Annotated in this window: 16 protein-coding genes; 12 read left to right on the plus strand and 4 right to left on the minus strand. The window is 48.1% G+C overall.

Annotated elements, in window-relative coordinates; all coding sequences use genetic code 11:
- Positions 1-158 precede the first annotated feature (158 nt).
- The 10 genes from mvaD to ACLD5M_RS03175 all read left to right on the plus strand — a co-directional run bounded on the left by mvaD (position 159) and on the right by ACLD5M_RS03175 (position 12,494).
- The gene (gene mvaD, locus ACLD5M_RS03130; protein ID WP_004134412.1) at positions 159-1,286 is read left to right on the plus strand and encodes a diphosphomevalonate decarboxylase; all 1,128 of its coding nucleotides are present in this window, start codon (positions 159-161) and stop codon (positions 1,284-1,286) included.
- Positions 1,283-3,736 carry a type 2 isopentenyl-diphosphate Delta-isomerase gene (gene fni / locus ACLD5M_RS03135; protein WP_410314588.1) on the plus strand — a complete coding sequence of 818 codons (2,454 nt, stop codon included), beginning with the start codon at positions 1,283-1,285 and terminating at the stop codon, positions 3,734-3,736. The genes mvaD and fni overlap by 4 nt, the downstream gene beginning before the upstream one ends.
- Before the next feature lie 139 nt (positions 3,737-3,875).
- A complete protein-coding gene (gene rpmB / locus ACLD5M_RS03140; RefSeq protein ID WP_004105392.1) occupies positions 3,876-4,070 on the plus strand; it encodes a 50S ribosomal protein L28 in 195 nt (64 codons plus the stop codon).
- A 589-nt stretch (positions 4,071-4,659) separates the two neighbouring features.
- Positions 4,660-7,119: an ATP-dependent DNA helicase RecG gene (locus ACLD5M_RS03145; RefSeq protein WP_410314589.1), complete on the plus strand. Its 2,460-nt coding sequence runs from the start codon at positions 4,660-4,662 to the stop codon at positions 7,117-7,119.
- A gap of 264 nt (positions 7,120-7,383) precedes the next feature.
- The gene (locus ACLD5M_RS03150; protein WP_410314590.1) at positions 7,384-8,532 is read left to right on the plus strand and encodes a PfkB family carbohydrate kinase; all 1,149 of its coding nucleotides are present in this window, start codon (positions 7,384-7,386) and stop codon (positions 8,530-8,532) included.
- Between the two features lie 413 nt (positions 8,533-8,945).
- Positions 8,946-9,242 (plus strand): 30S ribosomal protein S6, encoded by a 297-nt coding sequence (gene rpsF, locus ACLD5M_RS03155; protein ID WP_004128903.1) that lies wholly within the window; start codon positions 8,946-8,948, stop codon positions 9,240-9,242.
- A gap of 36 nt (positions 9,243-9,278) precedes the next feature.
- Positions 9,279-9,887, plus strand: coding sequence for a single-stranded DNA-binding protein (locus tag ACLD5M_RS03160; protein WP_004134419.1), 609 nt, complete (start codon positions 9,279-9,281; stop codon positions 9,885-9,887).
- 108 nt (positions 9,888-9,995) lie between these two features.
- Entirely contained in the window at positions 9,996-10,244 is a 249-nt protein-coding gene (rpsR, locus tag ACLD5M_RS03165; RefSeq protein ID WP_004105399.1) for a 30S ribosomal protein S18, read from the plus strand.
- 16 nt (positions 10,245-10,260) lie between these two features.
- On the plus strand, positions 10,261-10,707 hold the full coding sequence (gene rplI / locus ACLD5M_RS03170) for a 50S ribosomal protein L9 (RefSeq protein ID WP_004134422.1): 447 nt from the start codon (positions 10,261-10,263) through the stop codon (positions 10,705-10,707).
- Positions 10,708-11,057: 350 nt separating this feature from the next.
- Positions 11,058-12,494 (plus strand): zinc ribbon domain-containing protein, encoded by a 1,437-nt coding sequence (locus ACLD5M_RS03175; RefSeq protein ID WP_410314591.1) that lies wholly within the window; start codon positions 11,058-11,060, stop codon positions 12,492-12,494.
- A gap of 48 nt (positions 12,495-12,542) precedes the next feature.
- On the opposite strand, the gene ACLD5M_RS03180 is transcribed toward ACLD5M_RS03175, so the two are convergent.
- The 4 genes from ACLD5M_RS03180 to ACLD5M_RS03195 all read right to left on the minus strand — a co-directional run bounded on the left by ACLD5M_RS03180 (position 12,543) and on the right by ACLD5M_RS03195 (position 17,250).
- Positions 12,543-13,832, minus strand: a complete 1,290-nt coding sequence (locus ACLD5M_RS03180; RefSeq protein ID WP_410314592.1) for a hydroxymethylglutaryl-CoA synthase — start codon at positions 13,830-13,832, stop codon at positions 12,543-12,545.
- 7 nt (positions 13,833-13,839) lie between these two features.
- Complete coding sequence (locus tag ACLD5M_RS03185; RefSeq protein WP_410314593.1) at positions 13,840-15,201, minus strand: hydroxymethylglutaryl-CoA reductase, degradative; 1,362 nt, start codon at positions 15,199-15,201, stop codon at positions 13,840-13,842.
- 79 nt (positions 15,202-15,280) lie between these two features.
- Complete coding sequence (locus ACLD5M_RS03190; protein WP_410314594.1) at positions 15,281-16,501, minus strand: thiolase family protein; 1,221 nt, start codon at positions 16,499-16,501, stop codon at positions 15,281-15,283.
- A 167-nt stretch (positions 16,502-16,668) separates the two neighbouring features.
- A complete protein-coding gene (locus tag ACLD5M_RS03195) occupies positions 16,669-17,250 on the minus strand; it encodes a xanthine phosphoribosyltransferase (protein ID WP_004134434.1) in 582 nt (193 codons plus the stop codon).
- 178 nt (positions 17,251-17,428) lie between these two features.
- Here ACLD5M_RS03195 and ACLD5M_RS03200 point away from each other — a divergent pair, with 178 nt between their 5' ends.
- Both ACLD5M_RS03200 and ACLD5M_RS03205 read left to right on the plus strand, forming a co-directional pair.
- On the plus strand, positions 17,429-20,119 hold the full coding sequence (locus ACLD5M_RS03200; protein WP_410314595.1) for an ATP-dependent helicase: 2,691 nt from the start codon (positions 17,429-17,431) through the stop codon (positions 20,117-20,119).
- Between the two features lie 139 nt (positions 20,120-20,258).
- A complete protein-coding gene (locus tag ACLD5M_RS03205) occupies positions 20,259-20,651 on the plus strand; it encodes a DUF4418 family protein (protein ID WP_004134437.1) in 393 nt (130 codons plus the stop codon).
- Positions 20,652-20,660: the final 9 nt, after the last annotated feature.

Consider the following 20,660-nt stretch of genomic DNA (forward strand, 5'->3'; position numbering starts at 1 on the left):
GTTTGCGCGTGTTTTAGTGTGTTTGCGTTCGCGCGCGTTTTCTTGCGCGTATGAGCTTTTGCGCCGGCAATTGCTAAAATAGATACTTAGTGCGCTGTGCACGCACCAACGCACCAGCCTCGCAAGCCGCGCCCACCAATTCGCAGCAAAGGAATCGCATGCAAAACGTTGAAATTCAGCCAAAAGTAACGTTTGACTCAAGCCTTGCTCCTAACTCAGCTGTAGCCAAAGCGAATGTGAATATTGCGCTGATTAAGTATTGGGGCAAGCGCGACGAACGGCTGATTTTGCCTTATACTTCCTCGCTTTCGCTCACTCTTTCGGATTTGTACGCAACTACTAGCGTGCATTTTGACGAAAGTCTTTCTGCCGATTTCGTTACTTTGGACGGATTTGCTCTGCCGACGGATGATTCCACGCGTCTTCGCGTAGTTGCAATGCTCGATTTGGTGCGCGAAAAGGCCGGAATTTCAACGAAAGCGAAAGTTGTTTCGCATAATCACGTGCCGATTGCGGCCGGTCTTGCTTCTAGCGCGTCCGGATCTGCGGCTCTTGCAGCTGCCGCTTCTTATGCCGCCGGCTTGAATTTGACTCCGCGCGAACTTTCTCGACTTGCTCGCCGCGGTTCCGGTTCGGCGTGTCGCTCGATTTTTGGCGGATTTGTGCTTTGGAATAAGGGTGAGGATGACGAAACGTCTTATGCTGAGCCGATTGCGGATTTGTTTGCGGATCCGCTTTCCGAGCCTGCTGAGCCTGCTGATAGTCACCTTCCCGCTTCTCTTCTCGCTCAAAAAAATTTGAATCCCGCAATGATTGTCGTCACGCTAGACAGCAGTAAAAAGCCGATTTCTAGCCGAACTGCCATGCGTCGCACTGTTGAAACTTCGCCCGCGTACATGCCTTGGGTTGAGCAGTCGAAGAAGGATCTTGCGCGCGCTCTTGATGCGATTCGCGTTGGCAGCATTGAGCAGCTGGGCGAGGTTATGGAGCAGAATTCGTTGGGAATGCATGAAACTATGCGTAAAGCAAATCCGCCTGTAAATTATTTGACGGATAAAACTTACGCTGTGCTGAATGCTGTGTGCTCTATGCGCGAGTGCGGTTGGCCGGTTTGGGCCACGATGGATGCGGGGCCGAATGTGAAGGTGCTGACGGATGCGGGTTGCGCGGCGCGTGCGGCTGAGGAGTTGCGCGGGCGAGTGGCGGAATCTGCTAAATTTACGATTGCTTTGCCAGGCGACGGCGTAAGCGTAAGTGCGAGTTTGAAACAGGCGGCGAAATTATGACTCAGGTGCAGGCGAGTGCTCCCGGAAAGCTTTATATTGCGGGCGAGTATGCGGTTGTTGATGGTTCGGCGGCGATTGTGGCGGCGGTGAATCGTTATGTAACTGTTAAGGTTGATGATGAAAATTTGCCAGACGATTTGCGCTGTGATTTGCGCGAATTAGCTACTGAAAATTTGCTTGCATTAGTGCCGGAAAGCCGAAAATATTACGGCGTAATCGCGTCTGAAAAAGAAAATTATAAGCCGATTTTTTGGACGCGCGCTTATGACGGAAGTATCGAAATACCAGACGACGAAAAATATGCGTATGTTTTTGCCGCAATGCGCGTAATTGACTCTTATGCATGCGAGTGCTCTGCGCCAAATATGGACCGCAAAAGATACAATTTGCACATTTCCAGCGAGCTCGACGACGCAAAATCCGGGCGAAAGTATGGTCTTGGATCTTCGGCTGCAATAACTGTTGCAACCGTGCGCGCGCTGTGCAAGTGGTACGGCTTGAAGCCTGATATGTCAACGATTTGCAAACTTTCGCTGATTGCTTCCTCGATGGTAAAGAAGTCCGGCAGCGGCGGCGATGTGGCCGCGAGCTCATGCGGCGGCTGGATTTTGTACCGAGCTTACGATCGAGACTGGCTTGAGTCGGAGCTTGGTTTGATAAAATCCGGCGAGTCTAATTTTAGTAAATTATTGCGTAAAAAGTGGCCGCGACTGGAATTTAAACGAATAAATGTGCCGAAAACGCTAAAACTTTTGGTAGGTTGGACCGGTTCGCCGGCTTCTAGCGCGCAGTTGGTAAGCAGCGTAGAAAGTAGCGTAGAAAGCAGCGTTTCTTCCGAAATTGCTCACCCATTTACATATCAAGATTTTTGCAATCAAAGCGAAGTTTGCGTGCAGAAATTGGCGCAATCGCTAGAAAAATCTTCTCTAAAAGAATCAGAATTAAATAATATTTCTGCTTGTTTTGCACAAAACCGCGAATTATTACAAAAATTAAGCGCGCTTACAGGAACGCTAATTGAAACTCCAAAGCTTACGCGTTTTATTGAAGACGCCAATTTTGCCGGAATTCCGGCGAAAACTAGCGGCGCTGGCGGAGGAGATTGTGCAATTGCGCTTACAACAATTTACGAAAAGAATCGGGTTGAAAGTATGAAGTCAGCTTGGGAAAATCACGGAATTATGCCTTTAAATATTGAAGTTGCGGAAGCTCCTGACGACGGCGAAAATTCAGAAACTTGCGCCGTTCAAGCGGCTGAAACTTGCGCCGCTAAAACTCAGGAAACTTGCGCAGTTAAAGCGCCGGAAAATCAGCCTTCTCAAACAATTCAAAATCGCAAGGACGCGCATCTTGCCCTAGCCGACGCTCAGTACAATCCTCGCGCAAATTCCGGTTTTGACTCCGTGCGATTTATGCCGAATGCTTTGCCGCAGTTGGCATTGGACGAGGTTGACTCTAGCGTGCACGTGTTTGCGAAAGAGGCAAGTAGAGCCGACGGCACATCCGCCACTGCTGACGGCACACCCGCCAGCGCCGACGCTACATCCGCCAGCACATCCATCCTCACCCCATCCTTCCTTTGGCGCTCGCCGCTCTACATTAACGCAATGACCGGCGGAAGCTCCAACGCGCAAAAAATAAACGCACAACTCGCGCGCGTTGCGGCAAAAACAGGCGTGGCAATCGCAAGCGGATCTTTAAGCGCCGCCCTTCAAAATAACGCGCTATCCGCCACTTTTAGCGTGATTCGAAGCGAAAATCCGCACGGTTTTGTAATGGCGAACGTAAGCGCTGGCACGAGTCAAAGCGATGCTATGCGAGCCGTTGAAATGCTGCAGGCAAACGCGCTGCAGGTGCATTTGAACGCGGCTCAAGAGCTTGTGATGCCGGAAGGCGACCGCGATTTTCGAAATTGGCTTAAAAATATTGAGCAGATTGTGCGCTCGTGCGAGGCTCAGCATGTGCCTGTTGTTGTGAAGGAAACTGGCTGCGGTATGACGGCTCGAGATGTTTTGCGTTTGCGCAATATTGGTGTGCGCGCGGTTGATGTTTCTGGGCGCGGCGGCACTAATTTTGTGGCGATTGAGAATGCTCGTCGCTCGCGCGGTGGATACGATTATTTGGCGGATTGGGGTCTTACAACCGTTGAGTCGCTTATTGATATTCGAAAGTGTGAGGCGCTTAAAGCTGATCCGGTGGAGATTTTCGCGAGTGGAGGAGTTAGAACACCTCTTGATGTTGTGCGCGCGCTTGCGTTAGGGGCGTCTGCTGTGGGAGTTGCTGGCGAGTTTTTGCACACGCTTATGCACGAGGGTGAGGATGCGCTTTTGCAGCAAATTTTAGATTGGCAGGAGCAGATTCACGTAATTATGGCGCTTCTTGGGTGCAAGAGTGTTGCGGACTTGCGAGATAATACGGAGTTTGTGCATTCGGATTGTCTTGGTAAGTGATATACTTGTGTAGTTGTGCGTTCAGCGTGCTTATTTGTTTGTGCTATTTGCGTAGGCTATTTGAATACGTAATTTGCGCGGGCGGTGGCATGGTTGAATGACGCAAGACTTGCAAGTCAAAGAAAATAGGGAGTCCATTATGGCAGCTCGTTGCGCAGTATGTGGCAAGGGACCGCAGACCGGTTTCAGTGTTTCACATTCGCATATCCGCAATAAGCGCACCTTCCGCCCGAATCTTCAGCCGGTTCGCACCACTATTGATGGCGAAAATGTTCGTCTTCGCGTGTGCGTGAAATGCATTAAGGCTGGCAAGGTTCAGCGCGTTGAGGCGTGAATCGCGTATTGATTGCGTTTAAATTGTAAGGCCCTGAGCAGTGCTCGGGGCTTTTTTTGTATTCGCAGATTCTCCCGCAAATGTTTCTGTAGCTTTGCAGTATTGCTCTGCAAGGTTGATTCCTGTTGATTGGCGAACACTAGTATTAGCGCTGTTGCACACACAGCGTCGGCAGTATTACCACGCATTTCACAGCAGCGTGGTTTTGCAACTTTAGTTGTAGGAATATTCGTGTGGTGAGATTTGAGATTTTTCGCACTGAGCGAGGTGAACGTCAGAGCCGAAGGCTGCTGATTCACCGAGCGAAGAAGAAAAATCGAAAAATCTCTGCGATGTGCACGGTTATTAACGAATTAGCATGCAGAGTTTGGGGGATTTCTTTACGAGCACTAAAAGAGGACTGAGAAGCTACATTCTTTAAGAAAGGCGAACACACTGAACTCTTTTAGCAGCCAGAGCGCCCGAAGGACGGGACATGCGAGGAAAGAAATCCCCCAAAACTCGCGCCACGTTAAGAATGATGCCCAAAAACTCGCGCGACAATATTAGCGCTCAAGCATGTCGTCGCGACTAAGTAAATGCTTTGCGGATGATTTATAATCGAAATATGCTAAATATGCCCACGAACTCAGCCAAAACGCACGCTGCACTTTCCTCAATAATCAGCAACAAGCGCCGCGTTTCTGCTCTGAAGTCGCTTGGCATTATCACAATCGAAGATGCGCTAACTTACTACCCGTTCAGGGTTACAAATCCGCTAAAAATCGCGCGTTTGCGTGATGTTCAAATCGGCGAAGAGATTGCGTTTTATGCGCAGATTCAGTCGGTTAACCTCGTGCCTATGAACGCGCGCCGCGGGTTTAGGCTGGAAGTCAACGTTTTGCAAGATCAGCAATCAGTTGCGCAACTTATTTATTTTTCCAAAAATCGCGCTTACGCTAATTGGCTTTCGGCTAAGTTTCGTGTGGGCGAAAACGTTGTGATTGGCGGCGTGTCGAGCGCTTTTAATGGTCGACTCCAGTTTGCGCATCCGCAGATTTTAATAGTAGATTCTTCACAAAATCGAGATACTTTTAATAAGTCTGCCGATACTGTTGGAAGCGTTGAGGAAGGTTTGGCTAGGCTTTGCGCACCGCAGCCGGTTTATCACGCAAATTCTAGGATTTCCAGCGAGCATATTCACGAAACTGTGCTTTCCGCGCTTTCCGCACTTTCGCAATCTGCGCAATCTGCGCAACCCGAGCAATCCGCGCAATCTGCGCAATCTGCGCAACCCGCGCAATCCTCGCTCTCCGCATCCGCTCTTTCCGCCCAAATCCCCAATATTCTTCCGGAATCCGTGCTAAAAAAGCGCAATCTTTTGCCTCGCGCGGAAGCAATTTGCGCTATTCACAATCCTCAATCAGCCGACGAATTTTACAAAGCTATTGCCACCTTGCGCTACGAAGAAGCTTTTGTTTCGCAAGTGGCTGTGCTGCAATCTCGCGAAAATTCTAAAAATAATCAGGCAAAATCCTGTAATAATTCTCGTCTTCGCTGCAAATTTACGGAAAGTTTACCGTTTTCGCTTACAAGCGGCCAGCAAGAGGTTATTGACGAAATTATTGGCGATATGCATGAGCGCCGCCCAATGCGTAGACTTCTGCAGGGCGAGGTTGGTTCCGGAAAAACGGTTGTGGCTGTGAGCGCAATGTTGGAAGCAGTCGGATCTGGGTATCAGGCGGTTTTGGTTGCTCCAACTCAGGTTCTGGCATCTCAACACGCCGAAAATTTGCGGCAGATGATTAAGCGGGCGAATCTAAATGTGCCTGTTATTTTGGTTACTGGCGGTATGAAGCTTGCCGAGCGTCGCCGCGTGCTTGCGAGTGTTGCAAGCGGTGAGCCTGCGCTGATTGTGGCCACTCACGCAGCTTTTTCCGCGACTTTTAAGCCGACGAATTTGGCGCTGGTTATAATCGACGAGCAGCATCGCTTTGGGGTTGCGCAGCGAGATGTGCTAATGCGCAAAATGAGCGAAGATTCGCGTGCTGAAGTTTCGCGTGCTGAAGATTCACATTCTGAAGTTTCGAATGTTGAAGTTTCTTCAATCACCCCGCATCTTTTGGTAATGACGGCAACTCCTATTCCGCGCTCTGCCGCAATGACCTGGTTCGGCGACTTGGATGCTTCGTATTTGACGGAGCTTCCGGGCGGCAGAAAGCCGATTCGCACTTTTGTTGTGCAAGAAGCAGATGCGTCTACTATGGCGCGCATGTTTGCCCATATTCGTTCGCGAATTGACGCGGGGGAGCGTGCTTACGTGGTTTGCGCGCATATTGAGGACGATGATTTAGAAAGCGACGATGATTTAGCGCGCGGCAATTACGATTTATCTCGCGTCAATTCAGACTTATCTCGCGCCGCTTCCGACGATTCAGCAAACTTAACTCCTGCCCGTAAATTGCACACGGTTACCGGCATTTTAAGGCGACTTTCCGCACTTCCGCAGTTCAAAGGTATTAAGTTTGCTCAGCTTACCGGCCGCGACGATGACGCAACAAAGCGCGAAACTATGGAGCGTTTTGCGCGCGGAGACGTGCAAGTTTTGGTTGCAACTACTGTGATTGAGGTGGGCGTTGACGTGCCTCAGGCAAGCTGCATTGTGATTTTTGATGCGGATCGATTTGGTCTTGCGCAATTGCACCAGTTGCGTGGTCGAGTTGGGCGCGGTGGCACGAATTCTTGGGCGTTTTTGGTTGCGCAAACCGATGGTGACACTGTTGCTCAGGAGCGTTTGCAGGTTGTTGAAAATTCCCTTGATGGAGCGGTTATTGCGCAAAAAGATTTGGAATTGCGCAATGTTGGCGACGTTTTGGGCGATTCGCAGTCTGGTGGAAGCTCGAGTTTGAAGCTTTTGCGCGTTGTTCAAGATGCGAAGATTATTGCGCAGGCGCGAGATGACGCTGCTGAAATTTTGCGCGACGACGTGCATCTTACGACTTTTACGAATCTTGCTGGCGCTGTTTTAGACTTTACTAGAGGCGGACGCGCGCAAATCGTAAGCAACTAAACTTGCGTAGTCAAGTCTGTCAAGTCTTTCAAGTCTAGTCAAGTCTAATTAAATCTAATTAAATCTAATTAAATCTAATCAAATCTAATCAAATTTAATCAAATTTAATAAATAAAACTCCTAAAATTGTAGTTCCTAGCATAAAAATAAACAAAAATATATAAAATTTTATAAATTTACGTGCATATTATGAGATTTGTGAATATCCTAGAAAGTAAGCAAAGGTAAGGATCATTTGTAATAGCAATAGAGATGAGGCCTACAATGACTGAACGTGAACAGCAAATCTTGGCTTGGATTCAACAAAATCCAATGATTAGTCAACAGGAACTTGCAAATCTTGCAGGCATTACTCGTTCTGGTATTGCGGCGCACATCTCTAATCTCATTCGCAAAGGCTACTTGCGCGGCAAGGGCTATATTGTTACGCCTCCAAGCTACGTAACCGTTGTTGGCGGCATTAGCATGGACGTGCTGGGAATTGCTTGTGGCGATTTGATGGATTACACGTCTAACGCTTCGCGTGTTCGTTACATGCTCGGTGGAGTTGGGCGAAATATTGCAGTTGCTTTGGAGCGACTTAATGTGCGCACAAGCATGGTTTCTGTGTATGGCGGCGACCACAATGGCGAATTGTTCCGCATTGATGCTGCTGCAAACGGATTAGATATTGGTTATGCAAAGCAGCTTCCGGATTCTATGACCGCTTCTTACATGTATGTTGGCGACGCTTCCGGCCAGCGTTTGCTCGCTTTGGATGACATGAGTATTTACGACCACATGACTCCTGATTTTCTGCGCGAACGAATGTCGATTATTGAAAACGCAGATATTTTGGTGCTTGATACTAATATTCCACAGAAGTCGTTTGAGTGGTTGTGTGATAGGTATCGTCGTCCGATTATTGTGCGCGCAATTACGGATGCGAAGGCTCCGCGCGTGCTGTCTAGATTGTCTAGAATTGATACTCTTGTGCTGGATTCTTCCGAGTCTCAGGCGCTTACTGGCATTAATGCGATTGACGAGCGTTCCGCGACGCGTTGCGCGGGTGCATTGCTTAAGCGCGGCGTGAAGAATGTGTTTGTGAATGCTGGTCGCGCGGGCGTGGCTTATGGCGTGGCAGATGAGGGAGTGGCGTTTTACCCTGTGCCTGTAAAGCGCGTGCAGCGAATGATGCTTGCGCACGGTAATGGGAACGTTGGCGTTGAAGCTGTTGGAAACGATAACGGTTCTAGCGATGCTGCGACGGCGGCGTTGATTTATGCGCGATATAACGAGTTTGATTCAGCTAAGACTGGTCGTTTTGCGGTTGCTGCGGCGGCTCTTAATACTGAGTCGATGCAGCCTGTGCACGAGTCGCTCAATCCGGAGCTGATTGCTAATCGCATGGTTGATATTCACGAGCGCGCGTAATCGCGACGACCTAAACTGCTCGTGTTTGGAGGGTTTGGTCTGGTGTATCGCTCCAAACGTGCGCAACTTTTCCGGCGTTTGGAGAGTTTTGGGTTGTGTATCGCTCCAAACGTGCGCAACTTTTCTCGTGTTTGGAGAGTTTAGGAGGGCTTGGCGCTCCAAACGCGGGGAACTTATCTCGCGTTTGGAGAGTTTTGGGTTGTGTATCGCTCCAAACGTGCGCAACTTTTCCGGCGTTTGTTGTTGTTTTGGTCGGAATTTTGCGCTTCCGTCTTTCACTTTTATTGCTTAACTATGTCGTCGCGAGCGCGGGGTAGAATAGCCAAGTTATGTGCGGTTTTAACGCTGCGCATATTTGCAAACACACTCCTGCTGTGGAAAGTCCATAGCCGATAGTCCGAAGGAGGTGGGTGATGTCTGCACATAAGTATGAACTGATGTTCATTGCAAATCCTGAGCTGGATGAGCACGGTCTTAAGAAGTTGACCGAGCAGTATCTTGAGCTCGTCACCAACGAGGGCGGTTCTGTTGACGGTACCGATTACTGGGGTCGTCGCAAGTTCGCTTACGAAATCGAAGGTAAGACTGAAGGTAACTACGTTGTGGTTAACTACACTGCTGAGCCAGCTGTAAGCGACGAGCTTGACCGTGTTTTGAACCTTAACGAGTCTGTAATCCGCACGAAGATTCTTCGCAAGGACGCTAAGTAAATAAATCAAGCAAAAGCGAGAAAGAAAAGGCAAACTATGGCAGGCGAAACAATTATCACTGTTGTGGGAAATCTCACGGCAGATCCTGAATTAAGGTCGCTTTCTAATGGTGCTTCAGTTGCAAGCTTTACCATTGCGTCTACACCTCGTACGTTCAATCGTAATACGAATCAGTTCGAGGACGGTCCTGCATTGTTTATGCGCTGCTCAGCATGGCGAGATCTTGCAGAGCATTGCGCTAATAGTCTTTCTAAAGGTATGCGCGTTATTGCGCAAGGCCGATTGTCGCAGCGCTCGTATCAGGCGCAAGATGGTTCAAATCGCACGGTAGTAGAGCTTACTATCGATGAGATTGGTCCGTCTTTGCGTTACGCAACTGCTCAGGTTAATCGACAGACTTCCGCAGCTGGTTTTGCTGGCGGATCTCGTGCAGCTGTAGCTGGTAGCGGCGCGAACGGCGCAAGTAAACCTAACTTCGCTCAGGGCGGCGGTTATGCTGGCGGCGCAAATTACGCTGCAAGTCAAGCTGCTTCTAACGCGAATGCTGGAGCAGATCCTTGGAGTTCTGCACCAACTAACGACGGATTTACTACTTTCGGTGCCGGCGCTGATTTTGGCGGCGACGCAGAAGAGCCGGAATTCTAGGCTGTTTACTTAATATTGCTTAATATTATTTGCTTAATACTAATAATTTCATCATCAGTTAAATGTTATGCGAACAAATAGCATAACGGATTTGAGAGAGGACATCTTATGTCACGCAAGAGGCCGCAACCACCGGTCAAGCCTTTCAAGAAGAAGCCAAATCCTCTGAAGGCTGCCAAGATTACTGAAATTGATTATAAAGACGTTGCTTTGCTGCGCAAGTTCGTTTCTGACCGCGGCAAGATTCGTTCCCGTCGTATTACCGGCGTAACCGTGCAGGAACAGCGCAAGATCGCGAAGGCCGTGAAGAACGCTCGCGAAATGGCTTTGCTTCCATACGCCACTACCGGTCGCTGATTGAGAGGTTGTAACAATGGCTGAAACTAAGGTTATTCTTACCAAGACTGTTGCCAACCTCGGTCACTCTGGTGACGTTGTTGAAGTTAAGGCTGGCTATGCTCGTAACTACCTTATTCCACAAGGTTTAGCTTTTGCATGGAATAAGGGTGCTGCTTCCCAGATTGAAGCAATGCGTCGCGCTCGTTTGGCTAAGGCTGTTGCTACTCGCGAAGAGGCTGTTGCAGCTAAGGCTCAGATTGAAGGCACTGTTGTGGAGCTTTCTGCTAAGGTTTCCGAGTCTGGCAAGCTCTTCGGTGGCATTTCTGCCGAGAAGATTGCTGCTGCTTTGGCTCCAAAGGCCGCTGTGGAAGCTCGCGCAATCAAGGTTGCTGCTATTAAGACCACTGGTGAGTTCCCAGCAACCGTAGCGTTGCACCCAGAAATCACCGCTTCCTTCACCGTGAAGGTTGTGGCTGAGTAGTAGGTAGCTTTCGGTAGCAGTTTTGTAAATTTTACGAGATTGCGTGATTACGGGATTGCGTGATTACGGGATTTCGGAATTTGCGGAATTTACGAGATTGCTAGATTGCTAGATTGCGAAATTTTACGAGATTTTACGAAACGCGTGTGGCAGGCAGATTGCTTTAGCGGTTTGCTTGTTTGCTTGCGTTGATTGAACTTAAGCATTGGCTCTGTGCGGTGTTACTTGGGTTTAAGACTCACGTAACACAGCACAGAGCTTTTTTATTATTTATTTTGTCGTTTATCTATTAGAATTGATGATGGTTATGCGATTTAGCTTATGGTTTGCTGCGTGAGAGAAGGTTTCGTATGTTTTGCATTAATTGTGGTAATCCTATTGATGGTACAGCCAAGTTTTGCACAAAATGCGGTGCAAGAGTAGAAGATGAAGCTTCTCAGCAGCCGCAGACTCATACGCAGCCGCAACAGACTTACACGCCTCAGCAGGCTCAGCAATCGCAGCAATACCAGCAATCGCAACCGTCGGCTTATACACAGCAGCTTAATCCAGTCAAACCAAAGTTTTCCAAGTTCTTTGCAGCACTAAGTCAACCTAAGAATCTTATTATTACCGTAATTTCCGCTGTTGTTGTAATTGTGCTAGTTGTATGCACTTGCGTATGGTACTTCCGCTCAAATAATAATTCTTCATCAACTCGCGGCGCAAATTCTAATCCGAATGCTGCAGGTAACGCTTTTAATAACGCAAACGCGCCTAAAGCTTTAACTCAAGACGATATTATTTCAAATGCCGGTAAAGCTTACAAAAATTTGATTGATAGCGGATCTTATACTTCTACTAATTTCCCTCAGCATTACAGCTATTACTACGCATTGTGGGATATTGATGGCGACAATATTCCGGAAATGGTTGTTACTGCGTCTGAAGATTTCAATATTGGTGAAGATCAATATATTCACGTATTCTCGTACAAAAATGGGAAGATTGTTTCGTATCCGGACATTATAGATAAGCATGATATTTATGAAGAGCGTGGAACTATGTTCTTCGGCGGTAATCATGACGGTATTGTTGTTGCAAGATCGTATCAAACTCCTGGAAATGATGGTGTTGATGGTCTTCCTTGGCATGTGTATACATACAAAATTAATGGTAAGAGTTTTGATAAATCTACGGTTGACGTTGCTAAGCCTATAGAATTTAAGACCAAATTTACTACAGGCTCGTTGGCTGGTTTGCAAAATTTTGTGTATCCAAAATTTGTGTCCGTTAATGACTTAACTGATATAAACAATCTGATTGATACCCCGAATTTAACTCCTGAGCAGAAGAAGATGAATAAAACTATTAACGAGTGGCTCGAAAAAGGGTATCAAGTTTTTTCTGGAACTGTTAAGAGGTTGAGTGCTGAAGAAGCGTACGATTATCCTGGCATTACTCCAAATGATCCAAATGCTAAGGATGAAGTTATGAAATCTCTTAACGAAGGAGACGGAGGAAACGGTACTTTTGACATTATTGCATTAGATCAGAAGCGTTCTGGTAACGGTTTTTGCACTGGAATGTATGGTGGGTTTATGCCAAGTCACATGATATTTGATCTTGTTTCTGTTCGATTTGATAATTCGGATAAAGATCAGGCTGCGTTTGTTGAAAAGTATGCTGGCAAAAAGATTATGGTTGCGGCTCGCCCAGGTGGCTATGACGGTGGAAATTGGATGGAATTGCCGGCTCGTCAACCTACTGTGGGCGAGATTCATTTGATAAAGGAGTATAGCGAGTAGAGCGGCTGCGCGGGTGAGTAGTTTTGGTCGCGTAATTTGTGGCTCGCTTTAGTTCGAGCGATAGTGACGCTCTTGCGATGATATGCCGTCTAGGATGAAGTTCGCGCGCTCGCGGTGAGACGTATCGCTTACGAAATCTTCCGGAGCGTAAGGTGCAACGCTAGAAAACATCGCTTCGTAATCTGCAACGCTTAATCGCACTCTAGAATCGAGCATATCCGCGTGTTCTCGAGCAAACAGCGCGTCTTTAAATCCTGGAACAAGAGTTGCGCTAAAGAACTCGCCAACAGCGCCGGAACCGTAAGAAAATAGGCCGATTTTATCGCCGCTTTTAAGTGGAGGAAGCTCGCTATTTTCGTGAGAGCATCCGTCTAACTCAAGTCTGTCTAACTCAAGTCCGTCTAACTCAAGCAGAGACAACAATCCCAAATACAGGGAACCCGTATAAATATTGCCTACGCGACGACTGTACTTTGTGCTTGTTTCGTAGCGTGAAAGTAATCGATTGCGCGACGACTCGCTTAGGTTGCTATTATCGCAAGAATCTTCGCAAGTATTATCGCAAGAATCCATCGCCGCTTTAAGCGCTTTCAAACCCATTTTCGTATACGGCAAATGGAAGCAAAGTCCTGCAAAATCGTTGAAATTACAATCGTTTTGCGCACAATACTTTTGCCACACGTCGCAGAAAAATTCTATATACTGCTCGGTTGAAAACTTGCCGCGAGCAAGCGCTGTGTCCTGGTAAACTGGTCGCCAAAAGTCCTGAATATCAGCGGATTTCACAACGCTATCGTCGTTAATTTTAAGCACGTGCGGATTTGCGCTCACAAGCATTGCCACAGCACCAGCACCTTGCGTTACTTCGCCAGGTGTAGCAAGACCGTAACGCGCAATATCGGACGCAATTACGAGCACTTGCGGATCTTTTTCGGCGTGCGCGCGCACGTAGTCGCATGCCATCATCAAAGCTGCAGTGCCGCCGTAGCAAGCTTCTTTTACTTCAATAGAGCGTACCCACGGAGTGAGTTTTAACAGATTTTGAACGTATAGTGCGCTTGATTTGCTTGCGTCGACGCCGCTTTCTGTGCCGACGATTAGCATTTTGAGGCGATTGCTATCGATGTGGGGTAGGAGCGGGAGGGCAGCTTGGGCGGCGAGGGTGACGATGTCTTGGTGATTTGGTGGCACGGATTGCTCGCTTTGACCGATTCCGATTGTGAATTTATTAGGGTCGATTCCGCGCGCGTTTGCAAGATCTGTGAGATTTAAGTAGTAGTGCGGGGTGGCGAAGGAGATGCGGTCGATGCCGACGGCAAGTGGGGTTGTGGTATTCATTTTTTCCTCAATTTTTACTTGGTTCGCGAAATGTTTTAAGTAATTGCGCAACTTTTTCCGTAGTTCTTTCTGCAGGGCTAAGTTGCAGAAGATTTTTCGCAATCGCCTCGATTTCTTCGCCTTTAGCACCGGCTGCGATTGCAAGATTTGAGGCCTGTAATGACATGTGACCGGCCTGAATGCCGGGGCCGGCCAACGCGCGCAGTGCCGCAAGATTTTGCACTAAGCCGAGGGCTGCAAGCGTGTTTCTAAAGTCGTTTGCGTTTTTGTATTTGCCGATTTTAAGCGCGAGTTTTGCCATTGGAAGAGATGAGATTGAGCCGCCAACAATGCCGATTTGTAGCGGAATTTCAATACGGCCATGGAGTATGGTTTGCTTGTTTAAGCTTTCGGTGTTCCACGTTGACAGTGGTAGGTAGCGACCGGAGCGCGCCGCCCACGCGTGTGCTGCCGCTTCTAGCGCTCGCGTATCATTTCCGGACGCGAGCGCGGCTCCTGCAATGCCGTTTAAGATTCCTTTGTTGTGCGTGGCGGCGCGCTCAGGGTCGCTGGCGGCTAGCGCACTTAATGCCGCGATTCGGCGTGCGAGGCGCTTTCCTTCATATTCGCGTTTAGCCTCTTCAAGCCGCCTGGAAGCGAGCGATTCAACCGGTATTCGCACTTCTGCCGTGGTGGCAACGCGGCTTGTGTTGGTAAGAATCGCCACAAGCGCCTCAACGCCGAGCCAGCTTTCCAGCTGGGCTTTGACGGCTTCGCCCATAGTGTTCACTGTGTTTGCGCCCATTGCGTCGCATGTGTCTACGTCAACCTCGAGTTTGGCGAAGCCGTGCAAAGCTGAAACGCGGCATTTTCGCGCGCCGCCACCCCTTTTACTCATTGATGGGTGTGACTCGTTTGCAACGCGCAGCAGATCCTCAACCTTTGCACAATCCTCAACAATCTCGCTCAAACGCGCCGCCGTGCTCCCGTCCGCGTCTTCAAAAGCGATTTGTGCTGTAGTCACGTATTTCGGCGAGTGCGCAACAATTCCGTATTGTGGTGAGTTTGCAACAATTCCGCCTTCGATACCAGACTCCGCCGCAATCCTCGCCCCATTGCACGCGGCCGCAATCACGGACGGCTCCTCTGTTGCAACCAGCACGTCCCGAGCCTCGCCGTTCACAATAAGCCCGCGCACAACGCCAACCGGCAGCGTGTACTTTCCAATCTGATGCTCAATCATATGATTTGCAACATCCGCGGGAATCGTAGTATCAGAACTTTCCGAAAGCTGCTTAAGTAAAAAAGTTGCTTCAGACTCGTTTATCGCGCCATCATTTTTTAAGGTTTTGATGCGATTTTCCACGCTTAATTCACGAAAAGCAGTCATCGAAATCACCTCATGATTTTACCGACTACGAATGCTACTGATTGCTTCGCATTCTAGCTTGATTGTTTCGCATTCTAACTTAATTGCTTCGCATTCTAATCTGCATCGCAACGCCAATTCCGCCGCCAACGCAAAGAGCAGCCACTCCGTTTTTCTTATTGCTGTCTCGCAAAGCGTACATAAGCGTTGTCAAAATTCTCGCTCCGCTAGCACCCAGCGGATGACCGAGCGCAATCGCGCCGCCCCTCACATTTAGCTTCGACTCGTCAATATGAAGTTGCTCCGAAACTGCAATGCTCTGAGCAGCAAAAGCCTCATTAATCTCAAACAAATCAATGCTTTCAACGCTGCTTCCGGTTGCGCGTAGCATGCGTTCCATCACGTGTTTTGGAGCGTATCCCATTAAATCTGGGTCGATTCCGCCTTCTGCAAATCCCACAATTTGCGCAAGATATTCAATTCCGTGCGCTTGCGCGTAATCTTTGCTCATAAGTACGAGGGCTGCGGCTCCGTCGTTGATTCCGCTTGCGTTTCCGGCAGTTACGGTAGATTCGCGCTCGCTAACTTCGCGCTCCGCGCCTGAATTTTCGTCCGACGCCTTAAACAGCGTGCGCAATTTCGACAACTGCTCTAAAGACGTATCTTCGCGAGGATGTTCGTCGCGTGTTACAACAGTTCCGTCTGCAAGAGTTACTGGCACAATCTCAGAGTCAAAATCGCCTCGTTTAATAGCGGCAACAGCTTTTTGGTGAGATTTAAGCGCAAAAATATCTTGTGCTTCGCGAGTAATACCAAATTTTGCGGCCACGTTTTCTGCAGTAACGCCCATTGCGTCGCCTGTAAAAGCGTCATTTAAGCCGTCGCGCTGCAGGCCGTCAATAAGCGAAAAGTTTCCGTATTTGTGTCCGCTAAATCGCGAGTTAGTTGCATAAAATGGCACGTTGCTCATACTTTCGGTGCCGCCTGCAACAACGACTTGCGCGTCTCCCATTGCGATTGCAGATTGTGCTAATCGCACTGCTTTTAAGCCGGATCCGCACACTTCGTTAATAGTCATTGCGCAGCTGGAAGTGTCGAGTCCTGCGCGCAATGCGATTTGGCGAGCTACGTTCTGACCGCTGCCTGCTTGCAAAACGTTGCCAAAAATGGCCTGATCTACGTCGTGAGCATTAAGACCTGCGCGTTCGATTGCGGCTTTTGCGGCAATCGTTCCTAAATCAACTGAGGAAAGCGAAGATAAGCTGCCGCCGAATTTGCCAATAGGCGTGCGTACAGCGCTCGCAATCACCACTTCAGTCATATGTTTAGCCACCTAATCAATTGTTTGTTGCATCTGTATTGCAACATACCAACCGGACTACTTTATCGTATTCTTGAGCAAAATCGAGAGTCTCAAAAAATTCTTCTCGGTTTTTTCACAATTAGACTTACTTCAGTGAGTTGCGCATCCAATCCGATCACTCGCCGTTACTTACGGAACGAAATCGAGCCGTCAACAGCATCCATCGCATCAACAATCGCCAGCGAATCCAAGTCGTATCCGGCTTCTCTAAGCGCGTCGCCGCCGCCTTGGAATCCCTTTTCAATCGCAATGCCAATTCCTGCAACCGTAGCTCCAGCGTGGTCGCAAATATCAATCAAACCTTGCAATGCCTTGCCGTTAGCCAAAAAATCATCCAAAATAAGCACGCGATCTTCCGCACTTAAATACTTGCGAGACACAATTACCGGAAACTCGCGCTGCTTTGTAAAGGAAAATACGGTGGAAACGTATTGGTCGCCATCGAGGTTAATCGACTGTGCTTTCTTGGCAAAAACCACGGGAATATTTCCAAAGTGACGTGCAGCAACGCAAGCAATACCAATGCCGGAAGCTTCAATCGTAAGAATCTTATTAATGCCAGCATCGCGAAAATGCTCAGCCCACGCGGCTCCCATGTGGTCAAACAGCTCAACATCGCACTGATGGTTCAAAAAAGCGTCTACTTTCAAAACGTTTCCAGGTTTTACAATACCGTCTTTTAGGATGCGTTCTTCCAGTTCTTGCACGATGTTCCCCTTCTTGCGTAACTTATATTGCAAGTACATTGCAATTACAGCAGATTGCATTGCCGATTACATTTGCAGATTGCACTTGCTTATTAAATTGCAGTACGCTCAAGCATACCCAAACGTGTGACACAAATCGCGCAAAAACGACTGCAGTATGTGGTAAACCTGATTAAATATGTGCGTAATTAAAAAATCTTTACTCGAAGGCTTAAATCCGCAGCAATCTAAAGCCGTGCAGTACGACGGCCCGGCTCTTCTTATTGGAGCAGGCGCGGGTAGTGGCAAAACACGAGTTCTTACGCGCAGAATCGCCTGGATTTTAAGCCAAAAAGGCGCGTGGCCAAGCCAAATTTTAGCAATCACTTTTACCAACAAAGCCGCAGCCGAAATGCGCGAACGTTTAAGCAGTCTTATTGGAAGCGAAGCAAATACAATGTGGGTTTCGACTTTCCATTCCGCATGTGTGAAAATACTTCGCAGGTCGGGTCAAAGTATTGGCTTAAAACAGGGATTTTCTATTTACGATACTGCCGATTGTGAGCGTTTAGTAAAAATGATTGCAACCGAGCTTAACGTTGATATTAAGCGCTTTACTCCGCGAAATATTTTGGCGAAGATTTCGGATTGCAAGAATAGTTTGATTGGTTGGCGAGAGCAGCTAGACATGTATGCCAACGATTACAAGCCGGGCGTTTTGGGTCAGCAGATTGCGCACGCTGGGAATGCTGAGGCCGTGTATGCTTCGATTTATGCGGAATATCAGCATCGTTTGGCTCAGGCTAATGCTGTTGATTTTGACGATTTGATTATGCGAACCGTGCAGCTTATGCGAGAAGCTCCGGAAGTTGCTAAATACTACCGTCACAAGTTCCGCTATATTTTGGTTGACGAGTATCAGGATACTAATCACGCGCAGTATGAGCTTGTTCGAGAGCTTGCGGGAGTGGATGTAAAGCAAAGTAACGCAAATGCGGTACATCAGTCGCAGCAGTTGCAGCAGCAATCACAATCCGTTGATCCTCCTGCATCAATCACCGTCGTCGGCGACTCCGACCAGTCAATTTACGCTTTCCGCGGCGCAGATATTCGCAATATTCAAGACTTTGAAAAAGATTTCCCGAACGCAACGACTATTATGCTTGAGCAAAACTATCGCTCTACGCAAACTATTTTGGACGCTGCAAACGCTGTTATTTCGCATAATCAGGGCCGTAAGCCTAAAAAATTGTGGACGGCTTTAGGCCAGGGTGCTCCAATTTGCGGCTACGCTGCAGACAGCGCTCAGCAGGAAGCGGCTTGGATTGCTGGGGAAATAGCGCGATTAGCTGGCGAGGAAGGCGTTTCCTACTCGGATATTGCAATTATGTACCGCGCAAATGCGCAGTCGCGTTCGCTGGAAGATGCGCTTGTTAAGGCGGGCTTGCCGTATCAGCTGGTTGGCGGCACAAAGTTTTATGAGCGCCGCGAAGTAAAGGATGCGCTCGCGTATTTGCAGTCCATGGCAAATCCGGACGACGACGTGAATATGCGCCGAATTTTGAACGTTCCAAAGCGCGGACTGGGGCCTCGCGCAGAATCTTTACTTACCTTGTATGCGCAAACTCAGGGAGTGAGCTTCTGGCAAGCTTTGGAGCATTTGGAGTCAATCGAAGGCATGCCAACTCGCACTGAAGCAAAGCTTAAAGAGTTTCGAGATCTTATGCACAATTTGATGACGTGCATGCAAGATAACGATTCGAAGCCTTCAAAAGTTATTGACAGCATTTTAAAAGACAGCGGTTTGCTGGAAGATTTGCAGCGTTCGGAAGATCCGCAGGATGCTTCGCGCGTGGATAATTTGTCGCAATTGCAGTCGGTTGCGGCCGAGTATGAGCAGAATACGCCGGATGCCAGCGTGGCTGGTTTCCTTGAAACGACGGCTCTTGTGGCGGATTCGGATCAGTTGCCGGACGAAAATGAGGACACTGGCAAAGTTACCTTGATGACGCTTCACACAGCTAAGGGCTTGGAGTATCCGGTTGTGTTCTTAACAGGCATGGAGCAGGGTACTTTTCCGCATGCGCGCGCTTTGGAAGACGATGGCGAGCTTTGCGAGGAGCGCCGACTTGCTTATGTTGGAATTACGCGTGCTAAGCAGCGTTTGTATGTGACGCGTGCTGCTGTTCGTGCGCAGTGGGGTCAGGCTCAAGATATGCTTCCGAGCCAGTTTTTGGATGAGATTCCAGATGATTTGATTGATTGGAAGCGCAAAGAGGCTGATGTTACTCGTTGGGGTGGCTCGCGTGCGCGCGGAGGCAGTTTTGGCAGTGATTTCGATGGTGATTTCGACAGTGATTTTGGCGGCTGGGATGACGATTACAGCGATGCTTTTGGCGAAAAAACAACTTACGGCGGAAGCTCTTACGGATCTAAATCTTACGGATCTAGGTCGTACGGATCAAGCAAATCGTATGGATCTAAATCTTACGGCTCCGGCAAATCTTACGGATCTTCCTACGGTTCTGGAAAGTCTTACGGCTCTTCCTACGGATCCGGCTCTTCTTACGGTTCTAAATCCTACGGTTCGTCTTATTCTAAATCGAATTGGTCTAAGTCAAGCTCTGTAAAAACGCGCAAAATCACCGCAAAATCCGCGTCGTCAACAAGGGAGACAAAACTTGGCTCATCTTCCTCAGTAGTAGACAAAGACAACAATCTCAATATTCAAGATTTCCAAGTTGGAGACAAAATTACGCACGACACTTACGGTTTAGGAACTGTTCTTGCAACTCAAGATAAGGGCAGAAACTCAATTATTACAGTTGATTTTGGTTCTGACGGCGTAAAGCGCTTAATGCTTCGAGTCGCTCCAATCGAAAAATTGTAAAATTTCGTTTTATGCGGTTCAAGGTAAGATATTTTTTAGCAGGGACGTGGCGCTTGAAGGTGTGGGCGCCGAGAAGCGTGTTGTATTAAGGAAAATGCAACACAAAAAATAAATAATATACATTTATGAGGTATCAATTATGAAAAACAAATTATTCGCATCAATTCCATCTATTATTTTGGGCATATTGATTGCTATTGCTCCGCTAACTTTCGCAAAAGTTTGCCAAACTGAAGGCGGAATGCATATGGCATGCTACTACACTGGTCGCGCTGCTCTTGGAATTGGCATAGTTATTGCAGTTCTCGGAATTGTTGCGCTTTTTGTTAAAGAAAATGTTCGCATCGGTTTGAGCATTGCTGTAATCGTGAATTCTTTGCTTATGATTGCGGTTCCAACATTCCTTATTGGCGTTTGCAAGAGCCCAATGATGCATTGCGCATCTGTTACGCGCCCAACGCTGATTGTTCTTTCTGTGCTCGCATTGGTGTTCGCAGCTATTTCCGTGTATTTGGATAGCAAAGAAGACTAATAGCTAATA

Source organism: Gardnerella sp. Marseille-Q9185 (assembly GCF_046508745.1).
In the GTDB taxonomy this organism is placed as follows: Bacteria; Actinomycetota; Actinomycetes; order Actinomycetales; family Bifidobacteriaceae; genus Bifidobacterium; species Bifidobacterium greenwoodii.